The following is a 21,582-nucleotide window of genomic DNA, read 5'->3' on the forward strand; positions in this document are numbered from 1 at the left end:
AGATACAAACACGCCGCGAAACTAAAGCGTGTTTTAAAAACTTATTTAATGCCGTCTGGCAACAGCGCAATGATGATTACGCGGGTATTTTAACCGGTAATCGCATTCCTCTTTACGGCGAAAAAACCGCGGCGATGGAAACCTTCAGCCGCCTGCTGTGGGGAATATTTCCCCTGTTAGCACAGGGAGAAGTTAATCACGACATCACCGCGGAAATTATTCGTCGTATGGCCGAGGGTACCGACCCCTCGCACCCGCATTATTGGGGTGACGTGGGGGACTTTGACCAGTTGAGCGTTGAAATGGCGGTGTTTGGCGCAGGCCTGGCGCTGGCAGATAAACAACTGCGGGATCAGATGCGCGATGAGGAGTGGCAACGGCTGATCGCCTGGCTGCGGCAATTACGCCATGCAAAAATTCCGGCGAATAACTGGTCGTTTTTTCCCGTCATGATCGAAATGGGTTTTTGCCTGTGCGGTGAGTCCTGGTCGATGGACATTATTCAGCAGCACTTTTCCCGCCTGGACAGCTTTTACTGTGGCGATGGCTGGTACAGCGACGGCCTTAATCGACCCCGCGATTATTATAATGCGATGGCGCTGCATTTTTACGGCCTGATCTATTCCCGTCTGATGGGCGATTATGATCCGCAGCGCTGCGCCCTGCTGCGTGAACGCGCCGATCGCTTCGCCCGCGATTTTATCTGTTTTTTTAATCACGACGGCGCGGCCATCGCTTTTGGCCGCAGTATGACCTATCGCTTTGCACAGGCCGCTTTCTGGAGCGCCGCCGCGTTTGCCGGGTTAAGCACTTTTCCGCCTGGCGTGCTGAAAGGCCTGGTGTTACGTCATCTCAACGACTGGCTGCAACGGGACATTCTCGACGCGCGCGGCGTGCTCACCGTCGGATATGGCTACGCCAGCGATCTCATTGCCGAAGAATACAACGCGCCCGGCTCGCCGTACTGGGCCTGTAAGCTGTTTCTGGTGCTGGCCCTTAATGACGATCACCCCTTCTGGGCCAGCGATGCGCTGCCGTTGCCTGCGCGCGAACCGCTCCGCGCCTTACCCCATGCCGGACAAATCATTATTGACGACGCCGTTGCCGGACATCATTACCTGCTTAATGGCGGCCAGTGGCCAGGGAAAAATTACGCCAACAGCGAAAGCAAATACAGCAAATTTGCCTGCTCGTCGCTGCTGGGATTTAACCTGGAACGCAGCCGCTACGGTATCGAACTCAACGCCTGCGATTCCATGCTGCTGCTCTCGGAGCACGACGGGTATTACCGCGGGCGTCGCACCAGCGAACTGAAAACCTGCACGGAAAACGAACTGCATTTTGTCTGGTCGCCGTGGCCGGATGTCACTATCCATAGCTGGCTGCTGCCGCTCGCGTCAGGCCATCTGCGTCTGCATGTGGTCAATACCGCGCGATCGCTGCACAGCGTGGAAGGCGGCTTTCCGGTGCCGATCACCGGCAATCCGCAGCGTTCCTTTGATGCCTGCTTCGGAACCTGCGTCAGCCCGCAACACGGTTTTTTCTCGCGCATGGTGGATCTGTCACCGGCGCTGGCGCGCCCCTGTAGCCTGATCGTCAGCCCGCCTGCCAGCAATATTCTTTACCCCTGCTGTAGTGCCGTTCCGGTTCTGCAACAGGATCTCGCGCCCGGCGAGCATATTTTGTGTTGTTTTGTGCACGCCGGGACCACCCCGCCTGATGAGGTTGCGCTGCCGGAAATTATCCGTCAGCCGCAGCATATTCAGGTGGTGCTTCACCCCCATGTTTATGACATCCCCTTGCCCTGTACCGTCACTGTGGAGTAGGAAATGAACACCACCCATCGTATTGATTATATAAAGATCAGCGCCTTTATTTTTTTGTATTTTGTTATCTGGACCATGAGCTTCAGCTTATATTCCATCTGGCTTGGTCAGCATGCCGATTTAACCAGCGCGGAAATCGGCGCGGTATTCGCGGTGAACGGTGCATTCGCCGTGGTAATGAAACCGGTTTATGGTTTTATTACCGATAAACTGGGAATGAAAAAATATCTGCTTTATTTTGTGGCGATCATGTCGTCGCTGCTGATGCCGTTTTTCGTCTATGTTTATCACCCGTTACTGAGCAGCCATTTTTCGCTCGGCGTGGTGGCGGGCGCGCTCTATCTTAGCCTTGCGTGGTACGCCGGGATCGCCGCCTCTGAATCCTATTGCGATCGCTTTGGCCGCTTAAAAGGCTTTGAATTTGGCCGCATCAGAATGTGGGGATCCTGTGGCGCAGCGGTTACCGCTTCGTTTGCGGGGATCTTATTTAATATTTCGCCGACCATTAACTTTACCATTAGCAGCATCACCTCGCTTATCATGCTGGCGCTGCTGGTGAGCATTAAAATTCCGGCCTCCGATAATCAGGAAAACGCCGTGGTGCCGGAGAAGAAAATCAGCCTGCCGGACGTGCGACGCCTGCTGAAAGATGGCAAGTTCTGGCGCTTCTGTTTTTATGTTGCCGGTATTGTCTGGATCATGCATATCGCCGAACAACAGTTCCCGCGCTACTTTATTTCCTTCTTTCATGGCGATAATTCCGGCACCTCCTGGTACGGCTACCTCAGTACCGTGCAGGCTATCGTCGAGTTTATTTCAATGCTCACCATGCCCTGGGTGGTGAATAAACTTGGCGCACGCAAAGCGCTAATATTTGCCGGTCTGGTTATCGGCCTGCGGCTGGTCGTTTCCGGTTTCGCCACCGGTCCGTTAATGATCGCCTTTATTAAACCATTATATGGTCTGGAAAACGCCCTGCTGTTAATCGCGGTGTTCAAATATATCGCCAATCACTTCGATAAAAAGGTCAATGCCACCATGTACCTGATTGGCTACCAGTGCACCATGTATGTCGGCACCATATTTGTCTCGGCGCCAGTGGGTTATCTGTATGACCATATTGGTTTCGGCAATACCTATTTCATTATGGGCGGCATCGTGATCCTCTTTGCCCTGCTCTCCATCTTTGTGCTCTCTGATAACGATGAGCGATTGGCGCTTGCCAGTAATACTAAACCTTCCGTCTCGTAAGGACTTACTGCCACATGAATATGCATCAAAACAGCCTGAAAGATAAATCACTGATTAGCGATCTCAATGTGATACGGGTCAGCATGACCCAAAAGCTGAAGTATCAACTGACAGGTTTTGCAGGACGTTATCCCGCGGCGTGCAGTATTAACAGCGCTTACCCGACAACGCCCAATACCGACTGGACGACGGGTTTCTGGAGCGGTATGACCTGGCTGGCGTGGCAGATGACGGAAGATGATTTTTTCCTCCGCCAGCTGCAACAACAATTACCCGGTTATGCAGAACGCCTGGATAAACAACATGATATTGAAACGCACGATCTGGGGTTCTTATTCAGCCTGTCCTGCGTAAACGCCTGGCGCAGCACCGGGGATGAAAATGCCCGCACCCAGGCGCTGCGGGCGGCGGATTTACTGATTGCCCGCTATCACCCTCATGCGCAGATTATTCAGGCATGGGGCGATTTAGCGGATCCGCACCAGCAGGGCCGCATGATTATCGATTGCCTGATGAATTTACCGCTGCTGTACTGGGCTTCAGAGCAAACCGGCGACCGCCGTTATGCGCAGATCGCCCGTCAGCACGCCCGCCAGGCGCAGAAATATCTGCTGCGGGAAGACAGCTCCACCTATCACACCTTTTATATGGATGTGGAAACAGGCGAACCGCTAAAAGGCACCACGCATCAGGGTTATGCCGATCATTCGTGCTGGGCGCGCGGCCAGGCGTGGGCGATCTATGGTTTTACCCTCAGCTGGCACTACACCGGAGAAAGACAGTTCCTTGAGGCTGCGACCGCAACGGCACGTTATTTTTTGCGGCATCTGCCCGACGATACCATCTGTTACTGGGATTTGAGCCTCAGCGCACCCGGCACTGCGCGGGACAGTTCAGCGGCGGCCATTGCAGTTTGTGGTTTACTGGCGCTGGCGGATTCGCTGTCCGTGCTTGATCCCGAACGCGGGAACTTCATTCACAGTGCGCTGACGATCATGAATGAACTGTGCGTGAATTATTACGATCCGGCATTAACGGACAGCGGTTATTTAAAGCATGCGGTTTACAATATGAATAAATCACGCGGCGTTGATGAATATTGTCTGTGGGGCGATTATTTTTTCTTTGAGGCAATTTCACGCCTGCATTCGCCGTTAGCAAAATACTGGTAATCATATTTATCTAAAAAAATATCAGCTTTGCTGAGAATATCTTATCTCTGTCAAAAGGTTTGTTATGAATAAAAATATACTGCTTCTGGCTATTGCGCTGCCCGCCTTTAGCCATGCCGGCGGCTATCTTGAAGTACGCGAAGCCTGGGAAAGCGCGTCGGAAGAACACCAGTTTAAACTGGGTGCGGGCTATAATTTTGATAACGGCGCGGGGCTACTGTTCCAGACGGTTTATAATACGGGTGAGCTCAATCAGCTTAAGCACAGCTTCGATGAAATAGAGGGCTGGTACCCGCTGTGGAAAATTACCGATAAACTCACGCTCAGTCCCGGCGGTATTATTAACTCGACTAATGCCGGTTCCACCACCTCGCCTTATGTGCAACTGGGTTACAGCATTAATCCGGATCTGGCCGCCGCGTTTAAATACCGGTTTAACCATATGAACTACCGGACCCGCAGCCTGGATCGGGAGATGGAATATAATGATAATCACCAGCTGGTAATGGTGGTGAATTATAAAATCAGTGAGGTGCTGAGTTATGAATTTGAACCGGATCTCTATATCAATACGCAGAACTACAACCGTAAAAACGGCAAAGATCATAGCTGGGAGCTGAACCATAAGTTCAGCTGGAAAATGACCCGCAACTGGCGTCCGTTTGTGCAGCTGTCCTGGCTGGATCGCGATACCGGTAATCATGCGGAGCGTTACCGCATCCGTCTTGGGATGCGCTATTACTTCTGAGGTGCTGCAATCCCCCGCCGCAGGTTTACGGGCGGGGGATCAGGGCGTTATTTACCGCTGACGCTGACGTCAATGCCAGGGAAATATTTTGCCGCAAGACGGGTGATGGTGCCGTCGGCGCGCACTTTATCAATGGCCGCGTCCAGCTGTTTTTTCGTCGCCTCATCGCCTTTACGCAGACCAAAACCGATACCGCTGCCCAGGATGGTGTCGTCCGATACCGGCTTGCCGATAAAGCCAAAGCCTTTGCCCTGCGGCTTGCTGAGGAAACCGGCCTGTCCGGCGGCGGACATCACCAGCGAGGCGTCAATACGGCCATTAAGCAGATCCGCCCACGCCAGATTCTGATCTTTATAGGAAACCACGGTCACACCCTGCTTCTCCCAGTGCTCTTTGGCGTAGGTTTCCTGAATTGAACCCTGCAATACGCCGACTGACTTGCCTTTCAGACCCTCCGGCGTGGCTTCCATACCGCTGCCCGCTTTGCCCACCAGCTGCGACGGGATACGGTAGATCGGCTGGGTAAAATCAATACTCTGACGACGCTGTTCAGTAATGTTCATCGCCGAGTTAATGGCGTCGTATTTTTTCGCCACCAGGCCCGGGATCAGGGCATCGAAAGAGGTTTCCACCCAGCTGCATTTCAGCGCCGCCGCTTTGCAGATGGCGTTGCCGAGGTCAATATCAAACCCTTCCAGTTCGCCGCTGGCGTTGCGACTTTCAAAGGGCGGATATTCCGCTTCCAGCCCGTAACGCAGTTCGGCGGCCGCAAAGGACGACAGCGAGCAGAGCATACCCATTCCCAGACAGAGTGCTTTCAGTTTCATCAATGACGCTCCTTAGCGTGGCTTAACCCGACACAGGGCCTGCGCCCCTGCCCGTAATGTTGCCTCGTCTTTCGCAAAAGAGAGGCGGATCAGTTTGTTATCCGTGCCATCGGTATAAAACGCCGACAGCGGAATGGTGGCGACGCCGCATTCGACGATCAGCCGTTTCACCAGCTCGCTGTCGCTTTCGTCGCTGAACGCGCTGTAATCCGCCAGCAGGAAGAAAGACCCGGCCCCCGGCAGCACGCGAAACGGCGAGTCTTCGAGCAGCGATTGCAGCATATCGCGCTTACGCTGATAAAACGCCGCCAGCGACAGCCAGGTTTGCGGATCGTTCATATGTTCGGCAAAAGCGTACTGCATCGGCGTATCGGCAGAGAACATCATAAACTGATGCACTTTGACGATCTCATCCATCAGCGCGGCGGGAGCGATACAGTAGCCAACGCGCCAGCCGGTGACGTGATAGGTTTTGCCGAATGAGGAGATAATCACGCTGCGCTCCGCCAGCTGCGGATGCGTCGCCATGCCGTGATGCTGCTCCCCGTCAAAGACCACATGTTCGTACACTTCATCCGACAGGATCACAATATCGGTATTGCGCGTCAGGCGCACCAGTTGCTCAATATCGTGACGGGAAAAGACCTGTCCGCTGGGATTATGGGGCGTGTTGACGATGATCATCCGCGTGCGCGGCGTGATAGCGGCGCTGACCTCTTCCCAGTCGACGGCAAACTCCGGCACCGTCAGCTTGATTGCCACTGGCGTTGCGCCCTGTAAACGCACAATGGGCGCGTAACTGTCGAAGGATGGCTCAAAGTAGATCACTTCATCGCCCGGATGCACCAGCCCGCTGATGGCTGAGTACAGCCCTTCGCTGGCGCTGGCGGTGATCAGCACTTCGTCATCCACGTCATACCGGGTGCCGTATAAAGCCTGCACCTTTTCGACGATGCGCTCTTTCAGCGGACGCAGGCCGGTCATGGCGGCGTACTGATTATGTCCGGCCTGCATGGCACGGGTGACGCCCGCGATCAGCCCGGCATCACACATAAAATTGGGCGCGCCCTGAGAAAGGTTAATGGCGTTATGTTCAGCGGAGAGCTGACCAATGACGGTAAAAATGGTGGTGCCCACATCGGGAAGTTTTGAGCGGGTCTGCACCGGCGTACGCAAAGTCATTTTCGTTCCTTTCTCAGCAAAATTGCATAACCATTCAAACCAAAAGTCGATTGAGGCGACAACCGAATTGTTGTCATAATAGCCATGACAAAAATGCATACCCGGAGACACCATGCTGCGTCGTTCCCTGCCGCTTAACGCTATTGACGCCTTTCTGGTGACCGCCCGGCATCTGAATCTGACCCACGCCGCAAAAGAACTGTGTCTGACCCAGGGCGCGGTGAGCCGCAAAATCGCCGCGCTGGAGCAGTGGTTTGGCTTTCCGCTTTTCGAACGTCACGCCAGAGGCTTGCGCCTGACGCCCCAGGGCAGTGCCCTGCTGCCGGAGTTACAGTCGGCCTTTGAACATCTGGCGTCGGTGGCCGAGCAGGCGCGCCAGCAGCAAACGGTGGTGCGGCTGAAAGCGCCCACCTGCGCCCTGCGCTGGCTGGTACCACGGTTATTAAGGCTGGAGCGGGAAAACCCGGATTTGCAGGTGTCGCTGACTACCACCAGCGATCATACAGTCAATTTCAAAACCGAACCTTATGACGCGGCCATTGTGTTTGGCACGCAGCTGAGTGCGGGCGATCTGTTGTTTGAAGAAGCGCTGACGCCGGTGATTGGCGCGCAAGGTGATGAGCACAGCGCGCCGGAGCAAATGACGTTCCTGCACCCGACGCGGGATAAAACCGACTGGTCATTATGGCTGGCAGGCCAGACGCAGATCGCTCCGGTCATGAAAAAAAATCAACACTTTGACACCATGGATCTGGCGATCAGCGCGGCGATCCAGGGCTTTGGCATCGCCATAGCCGATGAAACCCTGGTGGCCGAAGATCTGCGTGCCGGGCGACTGCGCCGCCCGTTCAACCACAGCGTGAAAACCGGCGCCAGTTACCGGCTGGTACTGCGCGCCTCGCCGGATAAAGCTGCCGGGCTGGCCATCTTCCGCGATATTCTGCTGACGGCTACTCCATGCTGACTAAAGCAGTCCTTTCTGTTTAAAGGTCATGCGGGTGGCCTCATTCAGATCCAGCGCTTTCAGCGCGTCCGCTGATGCCCACATCACCTCTTCGAATTCTTCATTAAAGGTGATGTCGCGGTTGGCGCTTATGCAGTCGAAGATGAGGTAAATCATGTAAATCTCTTCGGTAGTGCCGTCCGGGTAGGTTTTGGTTCGCACATCATCCCGAAACGCCCAGGGCTGAATATCCGTAATATCGAGGCGCTCCCCTAACTCTTCCCTGATTTCGCGTCTGAGCGCGATTTCCATCGTTTCTCCAGGCTCCATGCCGCCGCCCGGTAACGCCCATTGTCCGGGGAAAACACCCCGATCGGCGGCCATCTTGCACAACAGATACTCGCCGTTATTCTGGATCACCGGACATACAATTACTCGCTGGCGCATTTTATCTCCTTAAAATCAATGTCTTCTGAACCAATCTATCAGAAGCCCCTTCCCATTAATGCGACCAGAAGCCGATCTTACGCTATGCAATTTGGATCGCTAATCCAGGCTAACGTGCTGGTGCATCACCCGTTTAAACAGCTCCATCCGCGTGCGCATAAAGCGGTTCACCAGCTTAAATCCGGCATACTTATTCAGCCCGATGCGTAACAGGCGGTCTTTACCACGCACGCTGGCCTGCCAGCGCACCGGGCCATGCAGCGTAGTGCAACTGAGGCTGGCGTGACGGGCGAAATTAACCCAGTAATCCGCCACTTGTCCGGCGAATTTCAGGTCGCTTTCTGTGACATAGTCGCAGGACGGCGAAATCTCGCCGAGGGTGTCAAACACATAGGGCACATCGTTGCCATGCCAGGCCCCGTGGGGATAGGTTTCATGCTCGGCCTCCGCCACATAATCAAACCAGTAGCGCCAGCACGGCTGGCCGATGCGCTGCTGCGCCTGCATCACCACAAATCCCATGGTGGTGAACGCCATATCGCGGCACACCTGGCGGCCCAGCTCGGTATCGCCTTTAACGCCGGGATAGAGCAACTTAATAAGCCCGAGACCGAAGCGGCGCTGACGGCGTAGTTTCTGGATCTCCCCCGCCAGATCGACGCCGAATACCGACATGACGCTGGCCTCGTCGCTGTTGGAGCCGATCATTACCGGCATCGGATGCTGGCGGGCGTTGAAAAAGCATTCAATCATCGGCTGCGGCAGCACGGCATCGCCGACAATCGGCACAGGCGCAACATTGTGCGGCGCGGCCAGCGGCCACAGATCTTCCGCCGGAATGGCGCGCAGCTGTTCCGGCGTGGCGTCCGCCAGACCCAGATGCTCCGCCAGCGCTTTGCCTTTTGCCAGCGCCGTACGCCGCGGCGTATCGGGCAGCGCATAGCCGCTCTGAATAATGGCTTTATGGAACAGATCTTTTGCCAGCGGCGACACCATCAGCGATAACGCGCTGCGCGCGCCGGCCGATTCGCCAAACAGCGTGACGTTTTCCGCATCGCCGCCGAAGGCGTGAATATTCTCTTTCACCCAGCGCAGCGCGGCGATCTGATCGAGCAATGCAAAGTTATACACCCGCTCGCCCGCTTCTTCTTCCAGCGCCGGATGCGCAAAGAATCCCAGATGCCCGAGGCGGTAATTGAGGGTGACCACCACCACGTCGCGCCGTGCCAGCGCGCTGCCGTTGTAGGGCGGCAGACCGCCCGCGCCTATGGTGAAGCCACCGCCGTGCAGCCAGACCATAACCGGCAGCGGTTCGCGACGCACCGCAGGGGACCAGATATTGAGATACAGACAGTCTTCCGAGAACTCGCCCGGATCGCCGCCGCCCAGCGCGCGGCAGTATTCGCTGCTCTGCCAGCTGGAGGGCGAATAGGTGTCGGCGACGCGTGGGGTTGACCAGGCGGTCAACGGCTGCGGCGCACGCCAGCGGCGGTCACCGACCGGCGGCGCGGCATAAGGGATGCCCCGCCAGACGTGCAGTCCGTTTTCCGCGAGGCCAATAACCGTTCCCAGGCGGGTTTCCGCCAGCGGGGTGGAGGGATTTTCCATAAGCGCATTCCTCTTGCTGTTCAGTCCATCAGCGTAGCGGGTTTACAGCAGACCGCAACGCTGTTTACTGCGATCCTCCGCCGCCTGATAGAGACTGAACTCATCCAGCACCGCGCAGCCGAGCGCCTGCTCGAAGGCTTCGCGGCTGGCGTTACCCTGGCGGCGCTGCCGGGTTTCATTCCCCAGATTAGACTGGAAAATCCCTGCCGCGCTGACCGGCAGAAAGTCTTCATAAATGATGGGCTGCGCGGTGACCCAGCCGCGTTCAATCAGCGGCTGCGGATCGTCGCCGGGGCGGATAGCCTGGCGGTGCGCCTCGCCGGTTGGCGTCAGGCGGTAGCGGAAATAGGCCAGCCCCTGGCGGCGCAGCAGCAGCTCACTGTCCGGAAAGGCTTTAAACACCGCCTGGAGATGCAACTGGTGATTGAGGTTGTCCTTGCCGGTGCCCGCCTCGCTCAGCAGACGATCATAAAGCGCGCGGCCTTTCGGCGTCAGCGCCACGCCGCGCTGTTCGATTTCGCCAAAGCGCGCCGTATGCGTCCCCTGCTCCTCCCCGGCAAAGCGCACCGGCTCTTCCAGCGCTTTGAAACTGGTCTGACGCAGCAGCAGCGGCACTTCACGACGCGGCGGGCCTTCAATCAAAACTTTGGGTTCGATACCATATTCAGGCATCAGCGACTGCACATGATCGATATCCAGCGTGCGCGGCGTTAAATGGTTGATATGACAGCCCGGAAAGCACACCACATCCGCAATCAGCCGGTGCTCATTGTGCAGCGCATGATAGGTGGCGTGATCAACGGTGGCATGCTGATGCCAGCGAAAGGTTTCCAGCGCCTCGCGCACAAATTCGCGGGCTTCGGCGGCGGTGAACTCTCCCTGCTGTTCATGCCGTTCGATGAGCGCCAGGCAGCGCGGGGTAAAGATATTCCGGGCGGCGAGGATCGCTGCCGAACGCTCGCGCAGATCGGGATTTTCGATCAGATCGAGGCGCAGGAGCGAGGTAAAGACGCGAAAGGGATTTTTCAGCAGCGCCGCGTCGTCAATGGGACGAAAAGCCGTGGAATGTACCGGCACGCCAGCCTGCGAGAGATCGTAATAGCTCACCGGATACATACCCATAATGGCAAACATACGCCGCAACGTCGCCAGCTCTGACGCTCTGCCGACGCGGATCGCGCCGTGCCGTTCGACATTCAGACGCGCCAGCTCATCGGCATTCGCCAGCTGTTCATGCAGGCGCGGATTCTGCTCCAGTACCGCCAGGTTTACATCGGCCACCAGTTCCAGCAGCGTGCCGTATTGCGGAACTTCTTGCTGATACATCGTCGACATGGCCTGCGAAAAGTCTTCCCGAATGTCATCTGCCGTGATGTTGCTTGCCATATTGTCATGCCTCTGGTTGATATATCTGGAGTGTAGAGAAGGCAGCCGGGCCGCGCGGGAAGAATTTAGAAAGTGTGATCCTGACCAGCCCCCGCCTCGTCCGCGAGTCCGCTTGCATAACAAAACATTATGTTCAGCCTCCTCCCCATTGCTGACCGCCAGACGGCGTGCGTACCCGCTTTGCGCAATAAGCAGTTGTAAGTCAAATAGATTAAATGTTAATAATATTTTGCTAGCAGGTTATCAATATTCAACAACTTCTCTTGTCAGCGGGTACGCTCTGTTTTTAACATTACTTATGGAAAAAAATGGTCTGTTCAGTCAGCGCATCCGTCTGCGCCATCTACATACATTTGTCGCCGTCGCTCAACAGGGTACCCTGGGGCGTGCGGCTGAAACCCTTAACCTGAGTCAGCCGGCGTTATCAAAAACGCTCAATGAACTGGAGCAACTGACCGGCACCCGGCTGTTCGATCGCGGACGCATGGGCGCGCAGCTGACGCTGGTCGGCGAACAATTTCTCAGCCACGCGGTGCGCGTACTGGAAGCGGTGAACTCCGCCGGGCAATCCCTGACCCGTAAAGAAGGCGTGAAAACGGACGTGGTGCGCATCGGCGCGCTGCCTACTGCCGCGCTGGGCATTCTGCCGACGGTGATCGGCGAATTTCATCCGCATCTGCCGGACATCACCATTCAGGTCGGCACCATGAATAACCCGATGTTGCTGGCGGGCTTAAAAACCGGCGAGCTGGACATCGGCATCGGGCGCATGTCCGATCCGGAGCTGATGAGCGGGCTGAACTACGAACTGCTGTTCCTTGAATCCCTGAAACTGGTGGTGCGTCCGCGTCATCCGCTGTTGCAGGATACCGTGACCTTAAGCCGCGTCCTTTCCTGGCCGGTGGTGGTCGCACCGGAAGGCACCGCGCCGCGTCAGCATACCGAAGCGCTGCTCGCCACCCAGGGCTGCACGCTGCCCACCGGCTGCATCGAAACGCTGTCTGCTTCCCTCTCGCGTCAGCTGACCATTGAGTATGACTACGTGTGGTTCGTGCCATCCGGCGCGGTGAAAGACGATCTGCGCCAGGGCGCGCTGGTTGCCCTGCCGGTGCCAACGCATGGCGCGGGCGAACCTATTGGTATCATTACCCGCATTGACGCCCCGCTTTCTGCCGGTGCGCAAACGCTGCTCAGCGCCATTCGCAAATCGATGCCGGAGTAAATCCGGCGTTCTTCCTGTTGCGCAATTTATGAATTTTTCGTTAATTGTGTGATAATAAAGTTGTTGATTAAGGGTTGCTGTTACGCACATTACACTCATTCATCAGCAACCCGCTGTCAGGAAGAACCGATGAAATTCAGAACCACCATAAAACCCTACCACGCTGCTGCCGGTGGTCTGGGCTCTCTGGAAGCGACCACCCGCTTCGTGATTGACAGCAAAAATGCCCTCAGCAATATGCGCAACCTGCTGCGTATGAACAAAGCCCGCGGTTTTGACTGTCCCGGCTGCGCCTGGGGTGATGACAATAAAAGTACCTTCAGTTTCTGCGAAAACGGTGCCAAAGCCGTGACCTGGGAGGCGACGCGCCGTGAAGTGGACGCCCAGTTTTTTGCGCAACACAGCGTCAGCGCCCTGAACGCGCAGAGCGACTATTTTCTGGAATACCAGGGCCGCCTGACCGAACCGCTGAGCTATAACCCGCAGAGCGATCGCTATGAGCCGATAAGCTGGGCAGATGCATATGCGTTAATTGCGCAACATCTGCATGCCATGGATCATCCCAATCAGCTGGAACTCTATACTTCCGGGCGCGCCAGCAATGAGGCGTCTTACCTCTATCAGCTGTTTGGCCGTATGCTCGGCACCAATAATTTTCCTGACTGTTCCAATATGTGCCATGAAGCCAGCGGCGCGGGGCTGAAACGCAGCATCGGCGTTGGCAAAGGGACCATTCATCTGGATGATTTTGCCCACGCGAACGCCATTTTCGTCTTCGGGCAAAACCCCGGCACCAATCATCCGCGTATGCTGCACAGCCTGCGCCACGCCGCCGATCACGGTGCGCAAATCGTCACCTTCAATACCCTACGCGAGCGCGGGCTGGAGCGCTTTGCCGATCCGCAAAAACCGCTGGAGCTGGTGACGCCAAAAGCGGGCACCATCAGCTCCGCCTACTATCAGCCGAATCTCGGCGGCGATATGGCGGCGGTACGCGGTATGGCGAAAGCGCTGCTGGAAACGCAACGTCAGCGTCTTGCCGACGGCCAGCCGGGCATTTTTGACGAAACCTTTATTAATCAGCACACCCACGGCATTGACGCCTGGTTTGCGCAAATCGATGCCACGTCCTGGGACGTCATTACGCAACAGTCAGGCCTTACGGAACAGCAACTGCGTGACGCCGCCGCCGTGTGGCAGCACGCCGAACGGGTGATCTGCACCTGGGCGATGGGCATCACCCAGCATAAACACTCGCTGGACACGGTGCGGGAGATTGCCAACCTGCAATTGCTGGGCGGCCATCTCGGCAAACCTGGCGCGGGACTCTGCCCGGTACGCGGGCACAGTAACGTGCAGGGTAACCGCACCATGGGGATCGACGAGAAGCCGCCCGCTGCGCTGCTCGACAGTCTGGGGCGTCACTTTGATTTTGAGCCGCCGCGCGAGCCGGGTCATCATACGGTTGAAGCCATCGAAGCCATGCTGCGCGACGAGGTGAAAGTGCTGATCGCCCTCGGCGGTAACCTGGCGGCTGCGGCGCCGGATACGCCACGCGTTCATGACGCGCTGCGCCGCTGTGGTCTGACGGTCTATATCAGTACCAAGCTTAACCGCAGTCATCTGATGCCGGGTAAAGCCTCGCTGATCCTGCCAACGCTGGGCCGCACCGAAGAAGATATGCAGGCCAGCGGCCGCCAGTTTGTCACCGTGGAAGACTCTTTCAGCATGGTGCACGCCTCTGAAGGTATCGGCAAACCGCTCAGCGCGCTGCAACGTTCGGAAACGGCGATTGTGGCGAACATCGCCCACGCTACGCTCGGGGATGAGAAGCTGAACTGGCGGGCGTTAGCGGATGATTATTCGCTGATCCGCGATCACATCGCCGCCACCCTGCAGGGCTTTGAAAACTTTAACGCCCGCTGCGATGAACCCGGCGGTTTCTGGCTGGGGAACGCCGCCGCCGCGCTGAATTTCACTACGCCGTCTGGCAAAGCGGAATTCAGCGCCGCGCCGCTGCCCGCCTCCATCTGCCCTGATGTGGAGTCCCCTTTTGTGCTGCAAACGCTGCGTTCGCACGACCAGTACAACACCACCATTTACGGGCTGGACGATCGTTATCGCGGCGTGTACGGCCAGCGTGATGTGCTCTTTATGCATCCGGACGATATCGCCGCGCTGGGGCTAAGCGATGGCGATCGGGTGGACATTACCACCGCCTCCCGCGACGGCATCCTGCGTCAGGTGGAGAATTTCCGCCTGGTGTCTTATGACATTCCGCGCGGTAATCTGGCGGCCTATTACCCGGAAACCAATCCGCTGGTGCCGCTGACCAGTTTTGGTGACGGCACCGGCACGCCGACCTCGAAATCGATCCCGGTGTCGGTGACGCCGGCGCAGACGCGACCATCGTTGCGTATTGCCTGATCTTCCTGCCTTGCCCGGCGGCGCGCGCTTGCCGGGCCTACGTTATTTGTTCTCCCCCCTTCGTTCCCAAATAATGCTGATTTTATTTTTAACAATTGCGTAAAACAATTTAACAGTTTTATCATGTTGCCCGTTCACCAGATGGTTCATTAACTTATTATCTGGTGGGTAAAGACCCCATCTTTACGCTAAATTTAAAGTTTTATTTATCCGTCTGGTTCGCAATAACCAGCGGATTGGTGTGTTCAGGAGAACTTATGGCAACAAGCAACAGGCCGCGCGGGATGGTTCGTATCCTGCAGTGGTTACTTGCCGGGCTGATGATCCTTATCGGTCTGGCGATTGGCATTCCCGGTATTAAGCTCGTCTCCCTTGGCGGCAGCGCTTACTTTCTGGTGATGGGCGTGGTGATGCTCATTGCCGCCGTGCTAATTATCAGAACGCGCAGCAGCGGGATCCTGCTGTATGCGCTGGCATTTATCGCCTCCATTATCTGGGCGATTAGCGATGCAGGCTGGGAATTCTGGCCGCTGTTCTCGCGTCTGTTTACCTTCGGCGTGCTGGCGTTTCTGGCCGCTATTCTCTGGCCTTTCCTGCGCGCGACGCAGACTGCGCAGCCGATCAATAAAAAACCGGCCTTTGGCGTGGCGGCGGTGCTGGCGCTGGTGCTGCTGGTCAGCGCGGGCTGGATGTTTAAACCGCAGACGCTGGTCAGTGCAAATGAAGATGTCCCGGTGCAGCCTGTTGCCCCCGGTCAGCAGCAGAAAGACTGGAAGCACTGGGGTAACACCACCCACGGCGACCGCTTCGCCGCGCTGGATCAAATCAACAAGCAGAATGTTAACGACCTGAAAGTGGCCTGGGTGGCCCATACCGGCGATATTCCGCAGAGCAACGGCTCCGGCGCGGAAGATCAAAACACGCCGTTACAGATTGGCGACACGCTGTTTGTCTGTACGCCGTACAGCAAAGTGCTGGCGCTGGACGTGGACACCGGTAAAGAAAAATGGCGTTACGACAGTAAAGCCACCGCGCCTAACTGGCAGCGCTGCCGTGGTTTAGGCTATTACGAAGAGACGCAGGCGCAGAGCGCACCGGCGCAAAGCCCGCAGGTCGCGGCCTGCCCGCGTCGTCTGTTCCTGCCGACCACCGATGCGCGTCTGGTGGCGATCAACGCCGATAACGGCCAACTCTGTGATGATTTTGGCGATCATGGTGTGGTGGATCTGAGCATCGGCATGGGCGAGATCAAACCAGGCTATTACCAGCAAACCTCCACGCCACTGGTGGCAGGGGATGTGGTGGTCGTCGGTGGGCGCGTGGCGGATAACTTCTCCACCGGTGAACCGCCGGGCGTAGTGCGCGCGTATGATGTGCACAGCGGGAAACTGGCCTGGGCCTGGGATCCGGGCAATCCGGCGCTGACCGGCCTGCCGCCGGAAGGCCAGACCTATACGCGCGGTACGCCGAACGTCTGGTCGGCGATGTCCTATGACGCGAAACTGAACCTGATCTATCTGCCGACCGGCAACGCCACCCCGGACTTCTGGGCGGGTCAGCGTACGGAACTGGACGATAAGTACAGCTCGTCAATCGTGGCGGTGGACGCCGCCACCGGTCAGGTGCGCTGGCATTATCAGACCACCCACCACGATCTGTGGGATTTTGACCTGCCGTCGCAGCCGCTACTTTACGATCTGCCGGATGGTAAAGGCGGCTCCACCCCGGTGCTGGTGCAGACCAGCAAACAGGGCATGATCTTTATGCTCAACCGTGAAACCGGCGAGCCGGTGGCGAAAGTGGAAGAGCGCCCGGTGCCTGCGGGCAATGTGGAAGGTGAACGTTACTCCCCGACGCAGCCCTATTCCGTTGGCATGCCGATGATCGGCAATCAGACGCTGACCGAGTCAGATATGTGGGGCGCCACGCCTGTCGATCTGCTGCTGTGCCGTATCGAATTTAAGGCGATGCGTCATCAGGGCGTCTTTACCCCGCCGGGTCTGGACCGCTCGCTGCAATTCCCCGGCTCGCTGGGCGGCATGAACTGGGGCAGCGTGTCTGTCGATCCCAACAATAGCCTGATGTTTGTCAACGACATGCGTCTGGGACTGGCGAACTATATGGTGCCGCGCGCTAACGTGGCGAAAAACGCCAGCGGGATTGAGATGGGGATTGTGCCGATGGACGGTACGCCGTTCGGCGCGATGCGCGAACGTTTCCTGTCGCCGCTGGGCATTCCGTGTCAGAAACCGCCGTTCGGAACGATGTCTGCGGTGGATCTGAAGTCCGGCAAGCTGGTGTGGCAGGTTCCGGTGGGTACCGTGCAGGATACCGGTCCGCTGGGTATTCGTATGCACCTGCCGATCCCGATTGGTATGCCGACACTGGGCGCTTCGCTGGCCACGCAGTCTGGCCTGCTGTTCTTCGCGGGGACGCAGGATTTTTATCTGCGCGCCTTTGATACGGCGACCGGGAAAGAAATCTGGAAGGATCGTCTGCCGGTTGGCAGCCAGTCCGGCCCGATGACTTATGTGTCACCGAAAACCGGTAAGCAGTACATCGTGATTAATGCGGGCGGCGCTCGTCAGTCGCCGGATCGCGGTGATTATATTATTGCTTACGCGTTGCCGTAAATCGTTGCCCCTCACCCTAACCCTCCCCTCAGGGAGAGGGCCGGGGTGAGGGGAAATTCAACCTGTCAGAAAGTTTCCCAGTTATCGTTATTCGCCATCGCCGGGCGCGTAGTCGCCAGCGGGGCTTTGGGAGCCGCTTTCTCAGTACGAACCGGTGCGGCCTTTTGCAGACGGAATGCGCCTACCGCCTGAGTCAGACGCGCGGCCTGCTCTTCCAGCGAAGCAGCGGCGGCCGAGGCTTCTTCCACCAGCGAGGCGTTCTGCTGGGTGACGTTATCCATTTCAGTGATCGCCTGGCTTACCTGCTCGATCCCTTTGCTCTGCTCATCCGAAGCGGCAGCAATTTCCAGCATAATATCGGTCACACGTTTAACCGCGTCCACAATATCGCCCATGGTGTCACCGGCGGCGACCACTTCGTTTGAACCACGTTCAATCAGGGATACGGATTCACTGATCAGCCCCTCGATCTCTTTGGCGGCGTTCGCACTGCGGCTGGCCAGGGTGCGCACTTCGCTTGCCACTACCGCAAAACCACGCCCCTGCTCACCCGCACGGGCAGCTTCAACGGCGGCGTTAAGCGCCAGAATATTGGTCTGGAAGGCGATGCTGTTGATCACCGCGGTAATTTCAGAAATTTTCTTCGAGCTGCTGGAGATATTGCCCATGGTTTTCACCACGCCGGAGACAATCTGCCCGCCCTTGCTGGCTTTACCGGAAGCGTCACCGGCCAGTTTACTGGCGTGATGCGCGTTGTCGGCATTCTGTTTCACGGTGGCGGTGAGCTGCTCCATGCTGGCAGCGGTCTGTTCGATAGCGGCAGCCTGCTGTTCCGTGCGCGAGGAGAGATCGGTGTTGCCCATGGAGATCTCGCTGGTGCCGCGATAAATCTCTTCTGCCCCCTCCCGCACGGTGCCCACGGTCTGCACCAGCGAGTGCTGCATTTTTTGCAGATCGCGGGTCAGCAAGCCGATCTCGCTGCGACCGGTAGGTTCGTCGGCCAGCGTCAGATCGCCTGCGGCAATGTGCTCAATGCGATTTGCGGCGCGTTGCAGCGGCTGGATCACCGTACGGCGCAGCACCACAAAGGTAATGAGTGTCAGGATCAGCGCGATGACAAAGGCCGCGCCCATAAACATCAGGCCGAGCTGCGTACGCTGGTGCGCCAGATCGCTCAGCGCCGCGGCGCGTTCGGTACGGATCTTAATCGCCTTCATCAGCACGTCGTTATAATCGCTGTCCAGCTGACGGGCGTGTTCGTTTTCGTGGTTAATAATGGCTTCAAACATGCCGTTTTTGGCATATTTCAGCATCGGTTGCAGGCCGTTGATATAGGCGTTGTAGCGGGTGGTGAGTTCGCCGTCCAGCGCTTCGTCGGCGGAGGTTTTTACGCCGCGATTCTGATAGACGGCAAAGCCTTCCTGCGACTGCTTAATGCGCTTTTCCGCTTCCTGGATGTTGGCTTTCATATCATCCATTTCCGCAATGCGGCTGGCCGCGCCGGCATGGATCATATTGATACGCGCTGTGCGTAAATGGTTGGAGCTGTTCGATAATCCCATGCGTATCTGAATTTCTTCAGTGACGTCGCGCTGATCGCCATCAGCCTGAATCAGAAAATATCCCGCCAGCCCTGCACTCAATGCAAACAGCACCAGGATGCCGCTGAGAATTGAAGAAAACAGAGGAACTAACCGTATGTGATGTAAAAAACCTACGGTTTGCGGTTTGTGCATCGCTGCTGTGTTGTCCATGCTATCGACTCTCTTATAGGAAGGTGCGTCATACACGCCTGTAAAATAGTCATCGGCAATCCGGGAATTTCCCTTATGCTTAAAAGCGCTAGCTGGCTCACAGATTCAGACAATACCCCCTAAAGAAATCCTGAAGGGGTAAATTGCCGGCGGCAGACCGCCGGCTGTGGCATTAGTTATCGCCGAAATGGATAACGGTACGGATAGATTTACCTTCGTGCATCAGGTCAAAGGCTTCATTGATCTGATCCAGAGGTAAACGGTGGGTGATGAAAGGATCGAGCTGGATTTTGCCGCTCATCGCGTCTTCCACCATGCCCGGTAACTGGGTACGGCCTTTGACGCCGCCAAAGGCGGAGCCGCGCCATACGCGCCCGGTGACCAGCTGGAACGGACGGGTTTTGATTTCCTGGCCCGCACCGGCCACGCCGATGATCACGCTCTCGCCCCAGCCCTTATGGCAGCACTCCAGCGCAGCACGCATTACGTCGACGTTACCGATACATTCGAAGCTGAAATCGACGCCGCCGTCGGTCATTTCAACAATGACTTCTTGAACCGGCTTGTCGTAATCTTTCGGATTAACGAAATCGGTCGCGCCCATTTCACGCGCCAGCTTGAATTTCTCCGGATTGGTATCCACCGCCAGAATGCGCCCGGCTTTCGCCTGGACCGCGCCCTGGATCACCGCCAGACCAATACCGCCCAGACCGAACACCGCAACGGTATCGCCCTCTTTTACTTTAGCGGTATTATGTACCGCGCCGATACCGGTGGTCACGCCGCAGCCAAGCAAACAAACTTTATCCAGCGGGGCTTCCGGGTTCACTTTCGCCAGGGAAATTTCCGCCACTACAGTGTATTCGCTGAACGTACTGGTGCCCATGTAGTGATAGATCGGCTCGCCGTTGTAAGAGAAACGGGTGGTGCCGTCCGGCATCAGGCCTTTGCCCTGAGTGGCGCGTACTGCCTGGCAGAGGTTGGTTTTGCCGGATTTACAGAACTTACATTCACGACATTCAGCGGTGTAAAGCGGGATCACATGATCGCCCGGTTGCAGGCTGGTGACGCCTTCACCCACTTCCACCACTACGCCGCCGCCTTCATGACCGAGCACCGCCGGGAATACGCCTTCCGGATCGTCCCCCGACAGGGTAAACGCATCCGTGTGACACACGCCGGTATGAGTGATTTTAACCAGCACTTCGCCCTTTTTCGGCGGCGCAACGTCAATCTCAACAATTTTCAGGGGCTGGCCTGGCCCGAATGCTACTGCAGCACGTGATTTCATAGTGTCTCTTCCCTTCTGTTCTTTGAACGGTAATGATTATTTTAGATAAGAGCGCAAAAGATGACCGACTTCGGCCATCCGGGCTGCACGTTGATCCGGTGAAGTGTCACCGCTGACCAGCTCATCTTTGAGGTGAATTTCGACCATCTCGCCCATCAGGCCATTAGCCGCACCGCGAACGGCGGCGATTTGCTGCAAAATGGCAATACATGGTTCGCCTGCGTCCAGCGCACGCTCCAGCGCCTCAACCTGCCCGCGAATGCGACGCACGCGGGTTAATACGCGTTTTTTGTCTTCGGGTGAATGCGGCATACATTCTCCTTCTTATACTGTAGGGGGTATAGTAAACAGTTAAGGGTGTTCATGTAAACAAGAAATCTGAATGAAAAAACCCGCCGAAGCGGGTTTTAGTCAGTATCAATTTGCGCTATTGCGATTTTACCCGATTGCCGGAGGCATCGATCACTTTTTCGCCGTCTTCTTTCGTGAAAGCGCCTTTCTGAGGCGCCGGAAGAATATCCAGCACCACCTCAGAGGGGCGACACAGCCGGGTACCCAGGGGGGTTACGACGATGGGGCGGTTGATTAGCAGAGGATGCTGGAGCATAAATCCGATTAACTCCTCATCGCTAAACCTGGCATCCGCAAGACCAAGCTGCTCATAAGGCTCGACGTTCTTACGCATCAGCTCCCGTACAGAAATTCCCATATCGTTAATGAGTTTTACCAGCTCATCGTGCGACGGAGGGGTATCAAGATAATAAATGATGTCAGGCTCATGGCCGCTGTTACGGATCATCTCCAGCGTRTTGCGYGACGTGCCGCAAGCTGGATTGTGATAGAGGGTAATGTTGCTCATAGTGTT

The 21,582-nt window shown here is 56.7% G+C and carries 17 protein-coding genes; 8 read left to right on the forward strand and 9 right to left on the reverse strand.

Annotation, left to right across the window (positions count from 1 at the left end; all coding sequences use genetic code 11):
- The 4 genes from QRD42_RS14975 to QRD42_RS14990 form a co-directional block, all read left to right on the forward strand.
- A partial coding sequence (locus tag QRD42_RS14975) for a DUF2264 domain-containing protein (protein WP_321987513.1) occupies positions 1-1,826 on the forward strand: 1,826 nt, incomplete at its 5' end.
- A gap of 3 nt (positions 1,827-1,829) precedes the next feature.
- Positions 1,830-3,077 (forward strand): oligosaccharide MFS transporter, encoded by a 1,248-nt coding sequence (locus QRD42_RS14980; RefSeq protein ID WP_318362907.1) that lies wholly within the window; start codon positions 1,830-1,832, stop codon positions 3,075-3,077.
- A gap of 14 nt (positions 3,078-3,091) precedes the next feature.
- Positions 3,092-4,249: a glycoside hydrolase family 88 protein gene (locus tag QRD42_RS14985; protein WP_318362906.1), complete on the forward strand. Its 1,158-nt coding sequence runs from the start codon at positions 3,092-3,094 to the stop codon at positions 4,247-4,249.
- A 64-nt stretch (positions 4,250-4,313) separates the two neighbouring features.
- Positions 4,314-4,997, forward strand: coding sequence for an oligogalacturonate-specific porin KdgM family protein (locus QRD42_RS14990; protein ID WP_072568542.1), 684 nt, complete (start codon positions 4,314-4,316; stop codon positions 4,995-4,997).
- 47 nt (positions 4,998-5,044) lie between these two features.
- Here QRD42_RS14990 and QRD42_RS14995 read toward each other — a convergent pair whose 3' ends face one another.
- Positions 5,045-5,824, reverse strand: coding sequence for an ABC transporter substrate-binding protein (locus QRD42_RS14995; protein WP_321987514.1), 780 nt, complete (start codon positions 5,822-5,824; stop codon positions 5,045-5,047).
- Between the two features lie 12 nt (positions 5,825-5,836).
- Entirely contained in the window at positions 5,837-7,006 is a 1,170-nt protein-coding gene (locus QRD42_RS15000) for a pyridoxal phosphate-dependent aminotransferase (RefSeq protein ID WP_321987515.1), read from the reverse strand.
- 112 nt (positions 7,007-7,118) lie between these two features.
- On the opposite strand from QRD42_RS15000, the gene QRD42_RS15005 reads away from it, so the two are divergent.
- Positions 7,119-7,970, forward strand: a complete 852-nt coding sequence (locus QRD42_RS15005; protein ID WP_321987516.1) for a LysR family transcriptional regulator — start codon at positions 7,119-7,121, stop codon at positions 7,968-7,970.
- Here the strand turns inward: QRD42_RS15005 and nudI are convergent, their stop codons facing one another.
- From nudI to QRD42_RS15020, 3 genes are all read right to left on the reverse strand, one after another.
- Positions 7,971-8,396: a nucleoside triphosphatase NudI gene (gene nudI / locus QRD42_RS15010; protein WP_321987517.1), complete on the reverse strand. Its 426-nt coding sequence runs from the start codon at positions 8,394-8,396 to the stop codon at positions 7,971-7,973. It lies immediately after the preceding gene.
- A 99-nt stretch (positions 8,397-8,495) separates the two neighbouring features.
- Positions 8,496-10,004, reverse strand: coding sequence for a carboxylesterase/lipase family protein (locus tag QRD42_RS15015; RefSeq protein ID WP_321987518.1), 1,509 nt, complete (start codon positions 10,002-10,004; stop codon positions 8,496-8,498).
- Positions 10,005-10,046: 42 nt separating this feature from the next.
- Positions 10,047-11,390, reverse strand: coding sequence for a VOC family protein (locus QRD42_RS15020; protein ID WP_318362899.1), 1,344 nt, complete (start codon positions 11,388-11,390; stop codon positions 10,047-10,049).
- A 298-nt stretch (positions 11,391-11,688) separates the two neighbouring features.
- Here QRD42_RS15020 and QRD42_RS15025 point away from each other — a divergent pair, with 298 nt between their 5' ends.
- The 3 genes from QRD42_RS15025 (at position 11,689) to QRD42_RS15035 (ending at position 17,672) form a co-directional block, all read left to right on the forward strand.
- On the forward strand, positions 11,689-12,612 hold the full coding sequence (locus QRD42_RS15025) for a LysR substrate-binding domain-containing protein (RefSeq protein ID WP_072568549.1): 924 nt from the start codon (positions 11,689-11,691) through the stop codon (positions 12,610-12,612).
- A 129-nt stretch (positions 12,613-12,741) separates the two neighbouring features.
- The gene (locus QRD42_RS15030; RefSeq protein WP_321987519.1) at positions 12,742-15,039 is read left to right on the forward strand and encodes an FdhF/YdeP family oxidoreductase; all 2,298 of its coding nucleotides are present in this window, start codon (positions 12,742-12,744) and stop codon (positions 15,037-15,039) included.
- 257 nt (positions 15,040-15,296) lie between these two features.
- Positions 15,297-17,672: a membrane-bound PQQ-dependent dehydrogenase, glucose/quinate/shikimate family gene (locus tag QRD42_RS15035; protein WP_321987520.1), complete on the forward strand. Its 2,376-nt coding sequence runs from the start codon at positions 15,297-15,299 to the stop codon at positions 17,670-17,672.
- Positions 17,673-17,737: 65 nt separating this feature from the next.
- Here the strand turns inward: QRD42_RS15035 and QRD42_RS15040 are convergent, their stop codons facing one another.
- The 4 genes from QRD42_RS15040 to arsC form a co-directional block, all read right to left on the reverse strand.
- On the reverse strand, positions 17,738-19,426 hold the full coding sequence (locus tag QRD42_RS15040) for a methyl-accepting chemotaxis protein (RefSeq protein WP_072568552.1): 1,689 nt from the start codon (positions 19,424-19,426) through the stop codon (positions 17,738-17,740).
- Positions 19,427-19,598: 172 nt separating this feature from the next.
- A complete protein-coding gene (locus tag QRD42_RS15045; protein ID WP_072568553.1) occupies positions 19,599-20,717 on the reverse strand; it encodes an S-(hydroxymethyl)glutathione dehydrogenase/class III alcohol dehydrogenase in 1,119 nt (372 codons plus the stop codon).
- A 36-nt stretch (positions 20,718-20,753) separates the two neighbouring features.
- Entirely contained in the window at positions 20,754-21,029 is a 276-nt protein-coding gene (locus QRD42_RS15050) for a metal/formaldehyde-sensitive transcriptional repressor (RefSeq protein WP_072568554.1), read from the reverse strand.
- A 115-nt stretch (positions 21,030-21,144) separates the two neighbouring features.
- On the reverse strand, positions 21,145-21,576 hold the full coding sequence (gene arsC, locus QRD42_RS15055) for a glutaredoxin-dependent arsenate reductase (RefSeq protein WP_321987521.1): 432 nt from the start codon (positions 21,574-21,576) through the stop codon (positions 21,145-21,147).
- Positions 21,577-21,582 lie beyond the last annotated feature (6 nt).

Origin of the sequence: Enterobacter sp. PGRG2 (assembly GCF_030291195.1) — a bacterium.
Lineage (GTDB): Bacteria > Pseudomonadota > Gammaproteobacteria > Enterobacterales > Enterobacteriaceae > Enterobacter_D.